This window comes from Paenibacillus woosongensis, assembly GCF_009725165.1.
GTDB classification, from domain to species: Bacteria; Bacillota; Bacilli; order Paenibacillales; family Paenibacillaceae; genus Fontibacillus; species Fontibacillus woosongensis.
In genome coordinates this window covers 1-16,847 of the sequence record NZ_WNZW01000022.1, presented here as the reverse complement: position 1 = coordinate 16,847, position 16,847 = coordinate 1, and the positions used below count along the sequence as shown (strand labels likewise).

The 16,847-nt window shown below is 50.7% G+C and carries 16 protein-coding genes and 1 rRNA gene; all 17 read left to right on the top strand.

Annotated elements, in window-relative coordinates:
• Positions 1-964 precede the first annotated feature (964 nt).
• Positions 965-1,903, top strand: coding sequence for a quinolinate synthase NadA (gene nadA / locus GNP95_RS25075; RefSeq protein WP_330163619.1), 939 nt, complete (start codon positions 965-967; stop codon positions 1,901-1,903).
• Positions 1,904-1,942: 39 nt separating this feature from the next.
• Complete coding sequence (nadB, locus tag GNP95_RS25070) at positions 1,943-3,559, top strand: L-aspartate oxidase (protein WP_155613542.1); 1,617 nt, start codon at positions 1,943-1,945, stop codon at positions 3,557-3,559.
• Positions 3,549-4,415, top strand: coding sequence for a carboxylating nicotinate-nucleotide diphosphorylase (gene nadC, locus GNP95_RS25065; RefSeq protein WP_155613541.1), 867 nt, complete (start codon positions 3,549-3,551; stop codon positions 4,413-4,415). Before nadB ends, nadC begins: the two co-directional genes overlap by 11 nt.
• A 6-nt stretch (positions 4,416-4,421) precedes the next feature.
• The gene (locus GNP95_RS25060; RefSeq protein ID WP_155613540.1) at positions 4,422-5,186 is read left to right on the top strand and encodes a type III pantothenate kinase; all 765 of its coding nucleotides are present in this window, start codon (positions 4,422-4,424) and stop codon (positions 5,184-5,186) included.
• A 70-nt stretch (positions 5,187-5,256) separates the two neighbouring features.
• On the top strand, positions 5,257-6,147 hold the full coding sequence (gene hslO / locus GNP95_RS25055) for an Hsp33 family molecular chaperone HslO (protein WP_155613539.1): 891 nt from the start codon (positions 5,257-5,259) through the stop codon (positions 6,145-6,147).
• 258 nt (positions 6,148-6,405) lie between these two features.
• Complete coding sequence (gene cysK / locus GNP95_RS25050) at positions 6,406-7,344, top strand: cysteine synthase A (protein ID WP_155613538.1); 939 nt, start codon at positions 6,406-6,408, stop codon at positions 7,342-7,344.
• 181 nt (positions 7,345-7,525) lie between these two features.
• Positions 7,526-9,109: an anthranilate synthase component I family protein gene (locus tag GNP95_RS25045; protein ID WP_155613537.1), complete on the top strand. Its 1,584-nt coding sequence runs from the start codon at positions 7,526-7,528 to the stop codon at positions 9,107-9,109.
• Positions 9,106-9,687: an aminodeoxychorismate/anthranilate synthase component II gene (gene pabA / locus GNP95_RS25040; protein WP_155613536.1), complete on the top strand. Its 582-nt coding sequence runs from the start codon at positions 9,106-9,108 to the stop codon at positions 9,685-9,687. Before GNP95_RS25045 ends, pabA begins: the two co-directional genes overlap by 4 nt.
• Entirely contained in the window at positions 9,684-10,574 is an 891-nt protein-coding gene (locus GNP95_RS25035) for an aminotransferase class IV (protein WP_155613535.1), read from the top strand. The genes pabA and GNP95_RS25035 overlap by 4 nt, the downstream gene beginning before the upstream one ends.
• Positions 10,575-10,589: 15 nt before the next feature.
• Positions 10,590-11,426 (top strand): dihydropteroate synthase, encoded by an 837-nt coding sequence (gene folP / locus GNP95_RS25030; RefSeq protein ID WP_155613534.1) that lies wholly within the window; start codon positions 10,590-10,592, stop codon positions 11,424-11,426.
• A gap of 128 nt (positions 11,427-11,554) precedes the next feature.
• On the top strand, positions 11,555-11,917 hold the full coding sequence (folB, locus tag GNP95_RS25025; protein WP_155613533.1) for a dihydroneopterin aldolase: 363 nt from the start codon (positions 11,555-11,557) through the stop codon (positions 11,915-11,917).
• Positions 11,918-11,925: 8 nt separating this feature from the next.
• Positions 11,926-12,474 carry a 2-amino-4-hydroxy-6-hydroxymethyldihydropteridine diphosphokinase gene (gene folK, locus GNP95_RS25020; RefSeq protein WP_155613532.1) on the top strand — a complete coding sequence of 183 codons (549 nt, stop codon included), beginning with the start codon at positions 11,926-11,928 and terminating at the stop codon, positions 12,472-12,474.
• Positions 12,426-12,632 carry a helix-turn-helix domain-containing protein gene (locus GNP95_RS25015; protein WP_155613531.1) on the top strand — a complete coding sequence of 69 codons (207 nt, stop codon included), beginning with the start codon at positions 12,426-12,428 and terminating at the stop codon, positions 12,630-12,632. Before folK ends, GNP95_RS25015 begins: the two co-directional genes overlap by 49 nt.
• A 69-nt stretch (positions 12,633-12,701) precedes the next feature.
• Positions 12,702-13,703, top strand: a complete 1,002-nt coding sequence (gene dusB / locus GNP95_RS25010; RefSeq protein WP_155613530.1) for a tRNA dihydrouridine synthase DusB — start codon at positions 12,702-12,704, stop codon at positions 13,701-13,703.
• 359 nt (positions 13,704-14,062) lie between these two features.
• Positions 14,063-14,539, top strand: a complete 477-nt coding sequence (gene greA, locus GNP95_RS25005) for a transcription elongation factor GreA (protein WP_155613557.1) — start codon at positions 14,063-14,065, stop codon at positions 14,537-14,539.
• Positions 14,540-14,679: 140 nt separating this feature from the next.
• Positions 14,680-16,188 (top strand): lysine--tRNA ligase, encoded by a 1,509-nt coding sequence (gene lysS, locus GNP95_RS25000; RefSeq protein WP_155613529.1) that lies wholly within the window; start codon positions 14,680-14,682, stop codon positions 16,186-16,188.
• Between the two features lie 458 nt (positions 16,189-16,646).
• A 16S ribosomal RNA gene (locus GNP95_RS24995) occupies positions 16,647-16,847 on the top strand; the annotation flags it as partial.

Here is a 16,847-nt window from a genome sequence, read left to right as displayed (position 1 = left end):
AGGGCAGCCCTTGGATAGCACCAGGGGCTGCCCTTTTTTGCCGTGTGTACGTGTATTAATAAGTTCTAGAGCGATTGAACAGTTCTATAACTATGAAAGGCGATTTGAAGGAGGCATTTGCTTTATTGTTTAAGTCTAGCGAATCTCATCCACGTTATTTGCACATATTTGCTATGATTTTAGATCTAACGAATCTGATCCACGCTATTTAACGGTAAAACTGCTGTTTGGAGCAGCATTGGATGAATTAACGTTACCTGGTTTCGTTACATATCAAAAGGGGTTGTTTCTAGATAAATAGCGATCGTGAGATTCGTTAAGAGCTCTAGATTCGTGGCTGATGCCTCGTATTCAGCTTGGACTGACGGTTTCTTGGTCTAGAGTCTACCCACGATGGTCTCGGTTAAGCTTGACGTATCTGATCTAGTTTTGGCCTGACTTCTCGCTTTCCGAATGAACTCCCGGTTTTCGGTTTAGTCTTGCTCTGGTCTCGGGGAGCCAGCAGGTTCAGTTTCAATAGTTTAGTTTCAGCTTTCGACTAGCAACTGATGTCATAGAGACGCTAGCCAGCACGTTGGAGCTATGGTTTGCTCGTGGGGCTAGCGAAGGAGCTTTTGCTAAGATTAGGTTTTTGGCAGCCAGCCGAGAATGACCAAGGAATTAGACCGTTATCCTTTAAATTTAATGTATTATGGTTCAGGTCGATTGACAGGGATACCGACCTTGTGTAAATTAGTTGTTAAACAACGTAATGTGACAATGGAGTGAACCTATCGGTATTTTCGCGGATAAGAACGTACCGAATTTCACATCCTCGGCAACTACATGGCAAGTAACGTGAAAATTTATACGTTCTTCTTAGCTGCCAGGGAGTTATGATGGAATTATGATCAATAGTGCAGGCATGTAAAATCCCGCTATATAGATAGAAGAGGCGGATAAAGGATTAAGGGGGAGGATCATCGTGGAAGCTCTGGCATTAGAGCGGAAGGCGGAAATGAACCGCGAGCTGCGGGAGAAATTGCTGCAATTGAAGAAGGAACGTAATGCAATTATTTTAGCGCACTACTATCAGCGTGATGAAATTCAGGAGGTTGCCGACTTCAGGGGCGACTCTTTCCTATTGGCTCAGAAGGCCGCTTCGACGGATGCAGATACGATCGTATTTTGCGGCGTCCATTTCATGGGGGAGAGCGCAAAGATTTTGGCGCCAAACAAGACGGTGCTGATTCCCGACGAGCGGGCGGGCTGTCCAATGGCGGATATGGTCAACGTGGATGGCCTGCGCAAATTGAAGGCACAGCATCCAAACGCCAAGGTCGTCACTTATATTAACTCTTCCGCCGAGATTAAAGCCGAGACGGATATTTGCTGTACGTCATCCAATGCGGTTAAGGTGATCAATTCGATCGACTCCGATGAAATCATCTGGGTGCCGGATAAAAATTTGGGTCACTATGTACAACAGCATACCGACAAGAAGATGATCATCTGGGAAGGCTACTGTAATACGCATGACATGCTAACCGTGAAGGACGTAGTAGAGATGAGAGCGAAGCACCCTAACGCGGAATTCGTTGTTCATCCGGAATGCCGTCCTGAAGTAGTTGCCATGGGTGATTTTGTCGGAAGTACGACAGCTATTTTAGAATACTGCAAAAATTCCAACAGTAAGGAATTCATCGTGGGCACGGAAGATGGAACCGGGTATCAATTGCGTAAGGATAGTCCGGACAAAACATTCCATTTCGCCACGAAGTTCCTCGTCTGTCCAAATATGAAAGTAAACAACTTGAAAAAACTGGTCAAATGCTTGGAGACGATGCAGCCGCAAATTTACGTGCCGCCTGCCGTAGCCGACAAAGCCAGAACTTCCCTAGAGCGCATGTTACAAGTCAAGTAGCATGCGCTACTCTCTTGTTCAAGATAGGTGACCTGTGTAATGATACCACGATATTTGGTTGATTTTGATTTAAGTGAGCTGCCTGCCGTGGAGACGGACGTCATCGTGATCGGGTCAGGCATCGCCGGACTATATACCGCTATTAAAGCTAGTGAGCGTCACCGCGTTATCATCATTACTAAGAAAGCACTGCTGGAGAGTAATACCCGGTATGCGCAAGGAGGCATTGCCGCAGTCATTTCCGAAGAGGACTCGCCGGAGTATCACAGTCAGGATACGCTGATGGCCGGGGCAGGGCTATGTTCTTCGTCATCGGTGGATATTCTAGTCAATGAGGGGCCTGTCTGTGTGCAGGAGTTAATCACCCTTGGTACGGCTTTTGATCTGGAGAACGGGGAACTGGCTTTAACACGGGAGGGGGCCCATAGCCACCGCCGCATTCTGCATGCCAATGGGGACGCCACGGGCTATGAGATTGTGCGCGCGTTATCCGAGCAGTTAGCCGGCCACTCTAATGTGGAGATATTGAATGAGCATTTTGTTATTGATCTGATTACGGAGGGTAATGAGTGCATTGGGGCGCTGGTGCAGCGTCCAGACGGACAGCGAGTGTTCCTGCGAGGGCTGGCCACGATCCTGTGTTCCGGCGGGGCGGGCCAGTTGTATCGGTATACCACGAACCCTGATGTGGCTACGGGGGACGGGGTGGCTATCGCTTACCGGGCTGGAGCCGTACTACGGGATTTGGAGTTCATTCAGTTTCATCCGACTTCATTATGTTATCCCGGCGCACCGCGGTTTTTAATATCCGAGGCGGTCCGCGGGGAAGGCGCAGTGCTTCGCAATGTGAAAGGAGAGCGGTTCATGGAGAAATACCATGAGCTGCTGGAGCTTGCCCCGCGCGACATCGTAGCGCGCGCCATTGTCAGCGAGATGGAGGAGACGAAGTCAAGCTTCGTCTTTCTGGATATAACGCACGAGGATCCTGAGACGATCAAGCACCGCTTTCCGACAATATACGATACTTGTCTCGGATACGGGCTTGATATGACGGCCGACTGGATTCCCGTGGCGCCTGCTGCGCATTATATGATGGGAGGAGTCCGTACCGGGCTTCACGGAGAGACGAGCGTGCATCGCTTGTTCGCCTGCGGCGAGGTATCTTCGACAGGAGTCCATGGCGCAAACCGGCTGGCGAGCAATTCGCTGTCGGAAGCAATCGTATTCGGGCGGCGTATCGTTGAACGGATCTCGGAGCTGTCTCCTCTGGAGAGAACAGGTGAAGGCATACATTGCCAAGAGGCTCGCGAGGATGCCGTCACATGGCCGATCGCAGAACGGCGGCTGGAGTTGCAGAAGCTTATGGTGCGAAAAGCCGGTGTACGCCGCAGTGAAGAGGGTCTGAATCAAGGACTAAATGAGCTGCGCCGCCAGCTGTCGATATTCAACGCAGCTCTCCATACCCGAGAGCAGTGGGAATATGCTAATATGCTAACATGTGCCTTATTGCTGATTGAATCTGCGCTAGCCCGGAAGGAAAGCCGTGGCGGCCACTATCGCGAAGACTATCCGCAGCGAAATGATGCGTTGTGGAGGAAGCATATTTTGCAGCAGCGGGAAAAAGGAATGTTGGAGGAAATGAGCGATGATGTTTAACGGTTATAATGAAGGCCTGATGGAATCCATTCGCCATTGGCTGAAAGAGGACGTCGGCTCAGGTGATATTACAGCAGCTGTAACGATTCCTGCTGAGCATCAATCCAAGGGAATCATCCATGCCAAGCAGACAGGGATTGCGGCGGGCATGCCGATCGCTTCTCTTGTCTTTGAGATGGTGGATCCTTCGCTTGCGTTTAATCCCTTGGTGCAGGACGGCGAAACTATAAGCAAGGGAACGGTGTTGGCCGAGGTGGAGGGCAGCACGCACAGCATTCTGACCGGAGAGCGGCTTGCCTTGAATTTGCTGCAGCGTTTGTCTGGAATTGCAACTCGGACGCGGCAGTATGTCGATGCGCTGCAGGGGCTGCCCGTACGTCTCGTGGATACGCGGAAGACTACACCCGGGCATCGAATGCTCGAGAAATATGCAGTTCGCGTAGGTGGCGGTTCCAATCACCGCTTCGGGTTGTATGACGCGGTCATGATTAAGGACAATCACATTAAGGGTGCAGGTGGCATAGCCCCAGCGGTGCAGCGTGCGCGCGCGGCAATTCCTCATACGATGACGATTGAGGTTGAGACGGAGAATTTAGAGCAGGTGGACGAGGCCTTGTCGGCTGGAGCAGATATTATTATGCTGGATAATATGGCGCCCGAGCTGATGAAGGAAGCGGTGCGCCGGATTAAGGCGAGAGCTCCACATGTTACGGTAGAGGCTTCGGGCAACGTATCGCTGCAGACGATCTACGGAATCGCTGACACCGGCGTGGATGTCATTTCTGTCGGAAGATTGACGTATTCCTTCGACAGTCTGGACATTAGCCTGGATCTGAATGAGAAGAAAGAGGGGTAAAGCAGCATGTTCGTTGTGGTAGATGTAGGCAACTCGAATATCGTACTGGGAATCTACAAGGGCCGAGAGCTGCTTCACCATTTCCGACTAAGCACCAACCGGCAGTCTACGGCCGATGAATACGGGGTAAAGATTCATAATTTGTTTCAAATGTCTAAGATTGCAGTAGGCGATATTGAGGGGGTCATCATATCCTCGGTTGTCCCTCCATTGATGCATGTACTCGAAGAGCTGTGCGAGAAATATTTGCGCAAGAAGCCGCTTATCGTCGGACCGGGCATCAAGACGGGACTTAATTTGCGGTACGAGAATCCGCGCGAGGTCGGCGCAGATCGCATCGTCAACGCCGTTGCCGCGGTAGAGCAATATGGTGGTCCACTCGTTGTCGTCGACTTTGGAACGGCTACGACCTTCGATTGTATCGATGCAGCCGGCAATTATTTGGGCGGGGCCATTGTGCCGGGCATCGGAATTTCCACAGAAGCGCTGTATCAACGTGCTTCCAAGCTCCCGCGGATCGAACTGGAGAAGCCGAGGAAGGTCATCGGCCGTAATACGGTCCATGCGATGCAGTCGGGTATTATTTTCGGGTATGCGGGCCAAGTGGATGGCATCGTGAACCGGATTCGCCGGGAGATGAATGCCGAGCCAAAGGTAATCGCAACCGGAGGGCTGGCAGAGCTTATTGCCAGCGAGGCAGAATCGATTCAGGAAGTGAACCAGCTTCTTACTTTGGAAGGGCTGCGTATCATATACGAGCGTAATCAGTAAGAGAGAGTCAATAATAAGTACAGTTTGTCAGTAAATAGTCATTACATCCAGAAAAGGAGGCTTCACATCTATGGGAACGGAGCAAGAAAAAGACCGTTTGATTCGCGGGACGGCCATGAACGGCAAGGTACGAGCGTTTGCCGTCCGCACGACTGCGCTGGTAGAAGAGCTGCGCCGCCGTCATGATACTTATCCTACAACAACAGCGGCGATGGGACGAACTGTAACGGCAGCAACGATGATGGGCGCAATGCTGAAGGGAGATGAGAAGCTTACCGTTCAGGTAAAAGGCGACGGGCCAATCGGGCAAATCATCGCTGATGCGAATGCAAACTGCGAGGTTCGCGGCTATGTCAAGAATCCGCATGTACAGCTGCCGAGCAATAGTCAGGGCAAGCTCGATGTAGCCGGAGCGGTCGGGACGACGGGTTTTATCCATGTAACCAAGGATCTTGGGCTTAAGGAACCTTACCGGGGAAGCGTTCCGCTGATTTCCGGCGAGCTTGCAGAGGATTTCACCTATTATTTTGCAGTCTCAGAGCAAACTCCGTCAGCCGTTGGATTAGGCGTTCTGGTCGATACAGATTCTTCGGTCATCGTGGCTGGGGGCTTCATCATTCAGCTGCTGCCTGGGCTGAGTGATCAGGAGATTGACGTAATTGAGCGGGCCATCGGCCAGCTTCCTCCCGTTACCTCTCTTCTGGATCAGGGGTTGGAGCTTGAGGAACTGCTGGGCTGGATCGTACCGGACTTTAAGCTGCTGGACGAATCGGAGGTCGTGTTCGCCTGTAACTGCTCGTTAGAGCGCGTTGAACGTACGCTGGTTAGCCTGGGTCACAGCGAGCTTGCCGAGATGGCCGAGGAGAATAAAGAGATTGAAGTCGTTTGTGACTTCTGCAACGAGGCTTATAGAATAAGCCCGGAGCGTATTGCCGAGCTTCAAGCCCAGACCAAGAAGTAAGGTTGAAATTGTTAAATACTTTGCCGAGCCTATGGAATTTCCGGATTGCGCAAAGTATTTTTTTCTATCCTTTCTTGACAACTGCCTCTGCTGATTGTTAAGATAATGAAAGAAGAATACCAACTTATTTACTCGGAAATAAATGAGGGCAGGAGAACCGCGGTAAATCCGACTCCTCTTTCGTTTTTTTACAACTAGATCACAGCTAGATTAGATGATTTGCAGCTTATTATTTTTATTACTCAGGGAGGTTTTCGTATGGCTAGAATCGTTAATAACGTAACAGATCTCATCGGGGATACACCGCTTGTTCGCTTGAACCGCATCGTACCCGAGGATAGCGCTGAAATTTATGTAAAGCTCGAGTACCAGAACCCGGGCGCAAGCGTGAAAGACCGTATTGCGATCAGCATCGTGGAAGAAGCTGAGAAAGCGGGCAAGTTGAAGCCGGGCGGTACGATCATCGAGGCAACCAGCGGAAACACCGGTATCGGACTTGCGCTTGTTGCAGCTGCTAAAGGGTACAAGGCGGTTATCGTGATGCCCGAAACGATGAGCATTGAGCGCCGCAACCTCCTGCGTGCTTATGGAGCCGAGCTTGTCCTGACTCCAGGGGCAGAAGGCATGAACGGTGCCGTTAAGAAAGCTGAACAAATTCTGTCTGAAAATCCGGACTATTTCCTGGCCGATCAATTCAGAACGCAAGCTAACGTGAAGATCCACCGTGAGACGACAGGTCCGGAAATCGTCGAAGCGATCGATTCGCTTGATGGCAAGCTGGACGCATTCGTGGCGGGAATCGGAACGGGCGGCACGATTACCGGTGCAGGTGAAGTGCTGAAGAAGCGTTTCCCTGACATTAAAATTTACGCCGTCGAGCCGGCAGCTTCGCCAATTCTGTCCGGTGGCAAACCCGGACCGCATAAGATTCAAGGGATCGGCGCCAACTTCGTTCCTGAAATTCTGAATCGTGAAATCTACGATGAAATCATTCACGTAGAGAACGAGGAAGCATTCGAGCAAGCTCGTAAAGTGGCTAAAGAGGAAGGCATCCTTTCCGGAATTTCTTCCGGTGCAGCCATCTTCGCTGCGCTTAAGGTAGCCAAACAACTTGGTAAAGGCAAACGCGTAATCGCAGTCGTTCCAAGTAACGGCGAGCGTTACCTGAGCACGCCGCTCTACAATTTCGAAGCTTAATTTTTAGCTGCGGCTTGTATATATTGAGTCAACCCCCAACCGCTTGCATCAGACGGTGTGGGGGTTGTTGCTTGTTTTATGATTGTTTTGTTGCATGTTATTGGGGATGTTCAACGGAATAAGGTTCTAGTATACTAGCTAGCAACAAGAACGCATCAAGGGCTGGAGGTAGTGACATAGCATGATTACCATTACACGATGGGAGCAATGGGAGGGCTGGGCAGCGGAGGGCTGTTGGACGATGCTGCCCTGCGCCGTCAAGATGAAATCAGATTCCCGTCTGCCGGGCGACTGGGCGCAGGCCTGGAACACAGCGCGGCCATACTCCTTTGTGTTAGAGAGCGGCAAGGACGGCCGCTATACATTTCTCGGTTTGGAGCCTTTGTCAGTCATAAGGGGAAAAGGAACTGTTGCGCAAATCGAGGACACCTCCACGGGCCATATTGAACAAGTTGAAGGACGCCCTTTGGACGTGCTGCACGAATGGCTAAAACCGTTTAAGTCGCCAGCGGTACCTGGACTGCCTAAATTCAGCGGAGGCGGCGTAGGATATCTCAGTTATGATGTGGCCCGCTCTTTGGAGCGTCTTCCTGTTATGGCAGAGGATGACCTCCAAATTGACGATTATATTTGGATGCGCATGGAAGAGCTGTGGGTGTTCGATCATGAGCTGGAAGAGGTATATGCTATTGTCCATTGTCCCGTTGGGAAAGAGCAGTCTGCAATGTCACTGGCCCAGGCCTTCGAAAGAGCGAAGCGGCGGGCATCGCTGATGCTTGATCGCTGGAATGAAATTATCCATGAGGCCAAACACGGGACGATAGCAGAGAAGACAAGGGTCCGCCAAATGTCGTTGGCGGCAAGGGAGGTCTCATCCGCCGAGTGGGATCGCCTCTTAGAGCGTTCCGCTTCCGTTTCTTTTGCCCAGGACGATTTCGAAGCAGCGGTCCGCCGGGTGCAGGAATATATAGCGGCTGGGGACGTATTTCAAGTCAATCTGTCATTGCGCCGAGGGCTTCCGCTTACGGTTTCGCCAGAGGAGATTTATGAATGGCTGAGGCTGCTGAATCCTTCTCCATATATGGGGCTGCTCCGATTTCCCGATTTTCAGCTTGTCTCCGTTTCGCCAGAGCTCCTAGTTAAGCTGGAGCAGGGGAAGATGGCAACACGCCCTATCGCCGGCACGAGGCGCCGGGGCGCTACGCCAGAGGAGGATGAGGCCATGGCCCAAGAGCTGCTGAGCAGCGAGAAGGAGCGGGCGGAGCATATCATGCTCGTCGATTTGCTTCGCAACGATTTGGGGCGTGTCTCCAAGTTTGGTTCGGTCAGGGCCAGTGAGCTGATGGTTATTGAATATTACTCGCATGTAATGCACTTGGTCTCGCAGGTAGAGGGCCTGCTGGACGAAGGAAAGACGCCATTTGACGTGATTGCTGCTGTATTTCCGGGAGGAACGATTACCGGGGCTCCGAAGGTAAGAACGATGGAGATTATCGAGGAGCTCGAGCCTGTGGCCCGCGGGCCATACACGGGTGCTATGGGATGGATTGACTACAACGGAAATATGGAATTAAATATTATTATACGTACACTGGTCGTTAAGGATGGCGTAGGACATATTCAGGTCGGGGCAGGCATTGTAATCGACTCCGTGCCTTATCGGGAATACAGGGAATGCCATAATAAAGCCAGAGCTATAACGATGGCGGTCGGGTTAAGTCAGGAATTCGCCGCCGAAGGCCAAAGACAGGGGATGAAGTTATGATACTGGTTATCGATAATTACGATTCTTTTACGTACAATCTCGTACAGTATTTAGGCGAGCTTGGGGAAGAAGTTGTTGTACGCCGAAATGACGAAATTGATTTGCAAGGCATAGAGGAACTGCGGCCGGATCACATTCTACTGTCTCCGGGTCCGTGCACGCCGAATGAGGCAGGAATTACTCTTGATGTCATAGACCGGTTTAAGGGCACAATCCCGATCTTTGGCGTCTGCCTGGGTCATCAGTCTATCGGTCAAGCCTTCGGGGGCAAGGTCGTCCGGGCGGAGCGGCTAATGCATGGCAAGACCTCGCCGATTCACCATAAGGGCGAGTCCGTATTTACGGGGCTTCCTTCGCCGTTTACGGCAACCCGTTATCATTCGCTGATCGTGGAACGCTCCAGCCTGCCCGACTGCCTTGAGATTACCGCCGAGACCGAGGAAGGCGAAATTATGGGCCTGCGCCATAAAACTTATGCCGTGGAAGGGGTTCAATTCCATCCGGAGTCGATTATTACCGATCATGGCCATCAAATTCTCCGCAACTTCCTTAGCCGCAAGGTCGGGGCAGGAGTATGAATTATATCGGGGTGAACGGAGTTCCTACCCCATCCGCTGAAGCCGTGATATCCGTAATGGATCACGGCTTCATGTACGGTATGGGGCTGTTCGAGACATTTCGGACGTATGGGGGGCAGCCATTTCTTCTGGAGCGGCACTTGGAGCGGCTTCGGGGCGGTTGCCGGGAGTTAGGCATACGTTACGAGGCCCGGGAGGAACTGCTGCGATATGAAATCGCCTCATTGCTGAAGGCGAATGAGCTGCTGGATGGATATATCCGGCTGACCGTATCGGCTGGCGCCGGGCCGCTTGGCTTGCCGCCGGAAGATTATACGGAGCCATGCGTTATTATCTATGTGAAGCCATTGCCGTCCTTTGATCCGGGGTTGTATGCCCATGGCAAGGAATTATGGCGTTTATCTACGCCTCGCAATACCCCTGAGGGGAAGATCAGGCTCAAGTCGCTTCACTATATGAATAATATTCTAGCCAAGCGGGAGCTGGAGGGACTTATCAGAGGTGTCCATCCAGGGGGCGTACCCGAGGGATTGCTTTTGACGGCCCAAGGACATTTGGCGGAAGGGATCGTCAGCAATTTATTTTTTGTGCGCGAGGGGACATTATATACGCCGGAGATTGGGACCGGCATTCTGCCGGGAATTACCCGCTCCTTCGTACTAGAACTTGCGGATCGGCTAGGGCTGTCGTATATAGAAGGGCGCTATATCTGGGATGATCTGGTCGCCGCGGAAGAAGTGTTTTTGACCAATTCGATCCAAGAGCTGGTGCCGGTGACGGCATTGGTTGAGCCGGAGGGTTCGAGATATTCGGTCGGGGATGGAATGATCGGTCCGGTTACGGAAATGCTTTTAGATAGTTATAGAGGTTATTGCGGCTATAAATAGAAGGGGGACAACAACATGCAGCCTACGCTGTATCGGCGGACTTATCAATGCGGCGAAACCGAGCTGAAGCTTGGTGAACGGACTTTGATTATGGGTATTTTAAATGTAACTCCGGATTCTTTCTCCGATGGTGGACGGTATAACGAGGCGGAAAGGGCGGTTGCCCATGCTTTGGAAATGGTCCGTGACGGGGCCGATATCATCGATATCGGGGGGGAATCGACCAGGCCAGGCCATGAGCCTGTATCGCTGGACGAGGAGCTGGAGCGGGTGGTCCCTATCGTAGAAGCGATCCATCGCGAAGCTCCCCATATTCCTATTTCGGTAGACACATACAAAGTGGAGGTGGCGAGACAGTCCCTTGCCGCGGGCGCTCACATTATCAATGATATATGGGGCTGCAAAGCGGACCCGCTTATGGCCGAGGTGGCGGCGGAATTCCAGTCTCCCGTTATTTTGATGCATAACCGGCATGATCGGGATTACCTTGATTTAATACAGGACGTAGAAGCGGACCTGCTGGACAGTATAGAGATCGCCCGGCGGGCTGGAGTAAGGGATGAGCAGATTATTCTTGATCCGGGGATCGGGTTTGCGAAGGACTATGGGGAGAATTTGCGGGTGATGAAGGAGCTGGACCGGCTGATGAAGCTGGGTTATCCTCTGTTGCTCGGCACGTCCCGTAAAAGATTTATTCGAACTACGCTGGACTTGCCGGTGGACGAGCTGGTCATGGGTACCGCTGCGACGGTAGCTCTTGGCATTGCTCAAGGCTGCCAGATCGTGCGGGTTCACGACGTGAAGGAAATCAAACAATTGGCCAAAATGTGCGATGCTATTGTTTATGCTTAATTGTTTGCACGTAGCTTTGTGAATAGCCTCAGCTTGCTCTGGCGCGTGAAATTGAGCTTGCTAGGTTTGCCGGCTGTCGTGCCGGCTGCTCCTGGTTTATTTTTTATGATGGAAAGGTTGGGTAATGGATGGATAAAATGGTGCTTCGGCGCATGGAATATTACGGATACCATGGTGTTTTTGAGGAAGAGCGCAAGCTTGGTCAACGCTTCTATGTCGATTTGGAATTAGAGCTTGATTTACGGGAAGCCGGACAGACCGATGATTTGAGCAAGACGGTGAACTATGCCGAAATTCATGAGCTGCTGCGGGGCATTGTCGAAGGTAAAAGTTTCAAATTGATCGAAGCCCTCGCGGAACATATTGCATCCTCGGTTTTGGACACTTATACTATGGTAGATGCATTAACGGTTCATGTCACGAAGCCGCATCCGCCATTTGATATTCATTTTGAAGGTGTGACGGTGCAGTTGTACCGCTCTAGAAAGTGAGACGTGCGATGAATACACATCCGACCTCTGGAACCACAGAGGCTTATATTGCTTTAGGGGCCAATCTCGGCGACCGGGAAGCGACCTTGATGGAGGCGCTGGCTCGGCTGGATGCCCACTCGAAGATAGAGGTGCTCCGTTGCTCCCGTCTATACGAGACCGATCCCGTAGGATATCTTGATCAGCCTTGTTTTCTGAATATGACTGCAGCGCTACGGACGGCGCTGGGTCCTGAGGAGCTGCTGGTTGCTATGCAGCAAATTGAGCTTGAGCTGGGGCGTGAGCGCAAAATTCGCTATGGTCCGCGAACCGTTGATTTGGATTTACTATGGGTAGAGGGGCAAGAGATAGACACCCCATTGCTGACGCTGCCACATCCGCGGATGATGGAGCGTGCCTTTGTACTTGTCCCTTTGGCGGACATCGTTGCCGAGGAGGAGTCTTCCGGCTTATACCGGCGCACCCAAGAAGCTTTGACCAGCATGGATGGAAAGGAAGGCGTACGTTTTTGGAAAATTTGCAACTGGCGCAGCGAATCCGGGCTTACCGAAAACTAAAGGGGTTCACACAGCAGCAGCTTGCGGAGCGATCCGGCGTATCGCTAGCCGTCCTCGGAGCGATCGAGCGTGGGAACCGACGCGCAGAAGATCAAATTTTAATTAAAATTGTGGATGCTTTAGGCATTTCGATGTCTGAATTGAAATCCTCAGAATAAATTGACTGGCAGGGATAATGCTACAAGTTGCGAGCAAGTTCGACAACAATATGATTAGGGAGGGATGTTATGCTGAAAATTGGCGATATTGAAATGAAGAACCAGGTCGTGCTGGCACCGATGGCGGGCGTCTGCAATCCTGCCTTCCGGCTGATTGCCAAGGAGTTCGGCACAGGCCTCGTCTGTGCGGAGATGGTTAGCGACAAAGCGATCATCCATGGCAACAAGCGCACGAAGGAAATGCTGTTCGTAGATGAGCGGGAGAAGCCGCTTAGTCTACAGATTTTTGGCGGGGATCGGGGTTCCCTGGTAGAAGCGGCCAAGGTTGTCGATCAGGAGACGAATGCCGATATCATCGATATTAACATGGGCTGTCCTGTACCTAAAGTTACGAAATGCGATGCCGGGGCACGCTGGCTGCTTGATCCGAATAAAATTTATGAAATGGTGTCCGCCGTGGTGGATGCTGTCAGCAAGCCGGTAACGGTCAAAATGCGGATCGGTTGGGACGCCGAGCATATCTATGTAGTGGATAATGCTAAAGCGGTAGAACAGGCTGGTGGCAAGGCGGTCAGTGTACACGGCCGTACCCGGGAGCAGCTGTATACCGGCAAAGCCGACTGGAGCTACATTAAGCAAGTTAAGGAAGCCGTGTCTATTCCAGTCATCGGGAACGGTGATGTTGCGACACCAGAGGATGCGAAGCGCATGCTGGAGCAAACCGGATGCGATGGCGTCATGATCGGCCGGGGTGCGTTAGGCAACCCGTGGATGCTGTACCGGACGGTGGAATATCTGAACACCGGGGAATTGCTGCCTGAACCGGATCCGGAAGAAAAAATCCGCATTGCAATCCTTCATATGGATCGTTTAGCCGCTCTCAAGGGAGAGAGCGTGGCGGTACGCGAGATGCGCAAGCATATGGCATGGTACTTGAAAGGTATGCAAGGCGCTGCACGAATTAAGGATGTTATCATGGAAGAGACCAAGCGGGACGAGATGGTACGAATTCTCGAGAATTTTGTCGCTAATCTGTCCATCGAGAACGCTAAGGAAGCGGAATCCGCTTAATTTACGAAAATGATAATAAAAGGGTGATTAGCAACGTAAACATCCTTCATGAAACGTTTACATTTGAAAATTGTACTGTCATTGACATTTCGAGAGGCTTCACCTATAATTTCTCAGTATAAATTCGCCTCAGGAGATAACTTCCACGACATGGGGTGGTCTGAGCTCCATGAGTTTGCATATGATATTCTCAAATGATGCGTGAATTTTCACGGCCGTGGCATGCGGCAACTCGGACCCTTGAGGGCTTGTTAGAGAATGGGTTAGATCCATCCGTGGCGGAAGGTATTCATATTGAAGGAGCCCATGACCGCGCGCATAGTGCGAAAATTATTTCCATGACAGGAGAATCGGTTGAGATGAGCGATAAAGAAGTTATTCTTACACAAGATGGTTTGAAGAAGTTGGAAGAAGAGCTTGAAAATTTGAAATCCGTAAAACGCCGTGAGGTTGCGGAGCGTATTAAAGTTGCCATTGGTTATGGCGATATTAGTGAAAACTCGGAATACGAGGATGCCAAGAATGAGCAGGCTTTTATTGAAGGCCGCATTATTACGCTTGAGAAAATGCTGCGCAACGCCCGTATCATTAACAACGACGAAATCGATACGGACACGGTGAGCATTGGTTCGACGGTAACCGTAGAGGATTTGGAGTTCGGCGATACGATGGAATACGCCATCGTCGGTACGGCTGAATCCGATCCGCTGCAAAATAAAATTTCAAACGAAAGCCCAGTGGGCAAGGCGATCCTCGGCAAGCAAAAGGGCGCTATCGTCGATGTAACGGTCCCTGCGGGCGTGATTCAATATAAAATCGTAGATATTAAGAAATAGGGCGGTATTTTGAGTTGGAAGAGCTTCCCCAGGGGAGGCTTTTTTCACTGTTGTTGAATACTTTCCAGTAGTGAGCATTTATGCAAGATTCAACTAATATAAGCTGTATAATTAAGTTGTAGAAGGAGTGGAGTATCAACATGAGCGAGGAACACAACACTCAGGAGCAGGAAGTCGAAATCAGCGAGCTATTGCAAATCAGACGCGATAAATTGGACGAGCTGTGGAACCTGGGGATCGACCCTTTTGGTAAAAAATACGTGCGTACTCATATGGCAGGAGCAATTCTGCAGGACTACGACAGCATGACGAAGGAAGAGCTTGAGGAGAAAAAGGTAGAGGTGTCAGTTGCCGGACGGATCATGGCCAAACGGGGAATGGGGAAAGCAAGCTTCGCTCATATTCAAGATTTGAGCGGTAAAATTCAAATTTACGTCCGTCAGGATAGTGTCCCAGAAGTGAAGTATGCTGCCTTCAGCATTCTTGACCTAGGCGACATCGTAGGGGTGCGCGGTGAGGTATTTAAGACGAAGACCGGCGAGACAACCATTAAAGTGACGGATCTTGAAGTGCTGTCCAAATCGCTCTATCCGCTGCCGGATAAATATCATGGCCTGAAGGATGTTGAGCTTCGCTATCGTCAGCGTTATGTGGACCTGATTGTGAACCCTGAGGTACAGCAAACATTCATTAAACGTTCCCGCATTATTCAATCGATGCGCCGCTATCTGGATTCATTGGGATACCTGGAAGTAGAGACCCCGACACTGCATAGCATCGCCGGCGGCGCTGCGGCTCGTCCGTTTATTACGCATCATAATGCGCTGGATATGGAGCTTTATATGCGAATCGCGATCGAGCTTCATTTGAAGCGTCTTATTGTCGGCGGGCTGGAGAAAGTGTACGAAATTGGCCGTGTATACCGGAATGAAGGTGTGTCTACACGCCACAACCCGGAATTTACGATGATTGAATTGTATGAAGCTTACGCGGATTACAAGGATATCATGGCGCTGACGGAGAATATGATCGCTCATATCGCCGAAGAAGTGCTGGGTACGAAGGTTGTGCATTACCAAGGACATGAAGTAGACCTTACGCCGCAATGGCGCCGGGTATCAATGGTTGATGCTGTTAAGGAAGTTACCGGCGTAGACTTCGGCGTCCAAATGAGCAATGAGGAAGCACACCGCCTAGCGAAAGAACACAAAGTTCCAGTTGAGCCTCATATGACGTTTGGGCATATATTGAATGCTTTCTTTGAAGAATTCGTAGAAGAGACACTGATTCAGCCAACTTTCGTATACGGACATCCGGTGGAAATTTCTCCGCTGGCGAAGAAAAATGAGGAAGATCCGCGGTTCACGGATCGTTTCGAGTTGTTTATCGTAGCTCGCGAGCATGCCAACGCATTTACCGAGCTGAATGATCCGATTGACCAGCGTCAACGTTTCGAAGCTCAGCTGATTGAGCGCGAGCATGGCAATGATGAGGCTCATGAGATGGACAATGATTTCATCCATGCGCTTGAATATGGCATGCCGCCAACTGGCGGACTTGGAATTGGCATTGACCGTCTGGTGATGCTGCTGACGAATTCTGCGTCGATCCGCGATGTGTTGTTGTTCCCGCATATGCGTTCAGAATGATATAAATAGGAACGAGCCTGGCTTAGAACAGCCGGGCTCGTTTTGCCATGGTGGAGAAATGCGGTCCGGGTCATTAATGATGCAACAAGGCGAAGTGGAGTATGGGGAAAATTGGGGATATAAAAATAGGTATTAGGGCTTGCGCCTATGTAGAAAAGATGGTATATTAAATATCCGGTCGTTGATAACAAGCTTTATGAGAGCTTAAACAGCAACAAAAAAATAAAGCTTGCAATTGATCGCCGGATGTTGTATGATAAGAAAGTTGCCACTGAAACAACGGCGACACACAAAACAAGGTTGATCTTTGAAAACTGAACAACGAGTGAGCGGGTTTCACGGAAGTGAAATCTAAATAATAGAGTCAGATGCAAATCTGATCTCGTCAGTTTTGAAATGAGCAAGTCAAACACCTTAGCTGAAAGAGATTTTACCTTCGGTAAAACTTCCTTTCGCCTTTAATGGAGAGTTTGATCCTGGCTCAGGACGAACGCTGGCGGCGTGCCTAATACATGCAAGTCGAGCGGAGTTATTTTGGAAGCTTGCTTCCGAAATAACTTAGCGGCGGACGGGTGAGTAATACGTAGGCAACCTGCCTGTAAGACTGGGATAACTGCCGGAAACGGTAGCTAATACCGGATAAATCATTTCGCCGCATG

What these genes read in the sequence shown, in the direction of transcription:
- nadB (WP_155613542.1), top strand. Translation starts at nt 1,943, where the DNA reads ATGATACCACGATATTTGGTTGATTTTGATTTAAGTGAGCTGCCTGCC.
- nadC (WP_155613541.1), top strand. Translation starts at nt 3,549, where the DNA reads ATGATGTTTAACGGTTATAATGAAGGCCTGATGGAATCCATTCGCCAT.
- GNP95_RS25060 (WP_155613540.1), top strand. Translation starts at nt 4,422, where the DNA reads ATGTTCGTTGTGGTAGATGTAGGCAACTCGAATATCGTACTGGGAATC.
- hslO (WP_155613539.1), top strand. Translation starts at nt 5,257, where the DNA reads ATGGGAACGGAGCAAGAAAAAGACCGTTTGATTCGCGGGACGGCCATG.
- cysK (WP_155613538.1), top strand. Translation starts at nt 6,406, where the DNA reads ATGGCTAGAATCGTTAATAACGTAACAGATCTCATCGGGGATACACCG.
- GNP95_RS25045 (WP_155613537.1), top strand. Translation starts at nt 7,526, where the DNA reads ATGATTACCATTACACGATGGGAGCAATGGGAGGGCTGGGCAGCGGAG.
- pabA (WP_155613536.1), top strand. Translation starts at nt 9,106, where the DNA reads ATGATACTGGTTATCGATAATTACGATTCTTTTACGTACAATCTCGTA.
- GNP95_RS25035 (WP_155613535.1), top strand. Translation starts at nt 9,684, where the DNA reads ATGAATTATATCGGGGTGAACGGAGTTCCTACCCCATCCGCTGAAGCC.
- folP (WP_155613534.1), top strand. Translation starts at nt 10,590, where the DNA reads ATGCAGCCTACGCTGTATCGGCGGACTTATCAATGCGGCGAAACCGAG.
- folB (WP_155613533.1), top strand. Translation starts at nt 11,555, where the DNA reads ATGGATAAAATGGTGCTTCGGCGCATGGAATATTACGGATACCATGGT.
- folK (WP_155613532.1), top strand. Translation starts at nt 11,926, where the DNA reads ATGAATACACATCCGACCTCTGGAACCACAGAGGCTTATATTGCTTTA.
- dusB (WP_155613530.1), top strand. Translation starts at nt 12,702, where the DNA reads ATGCTGAAAATTGGCGATATTGAAATGAAGAACCAGGTCGTGCTGGCA.
- greA (WP_155613557.1), top strand. Translation starts at nt 14,063, where the DNA reads ATGAGCGATAAAGAAGTTATTCTTACACAAGATGGTTTGAAGAAGTTG.
- lysS (WP_155613529.1), top strand. Translation starts at nt 14,680, where the DNA reads ATGAGCGAGGAACACAACACTCAGGAGCAGGAAGTCGAAATCAGCGAG.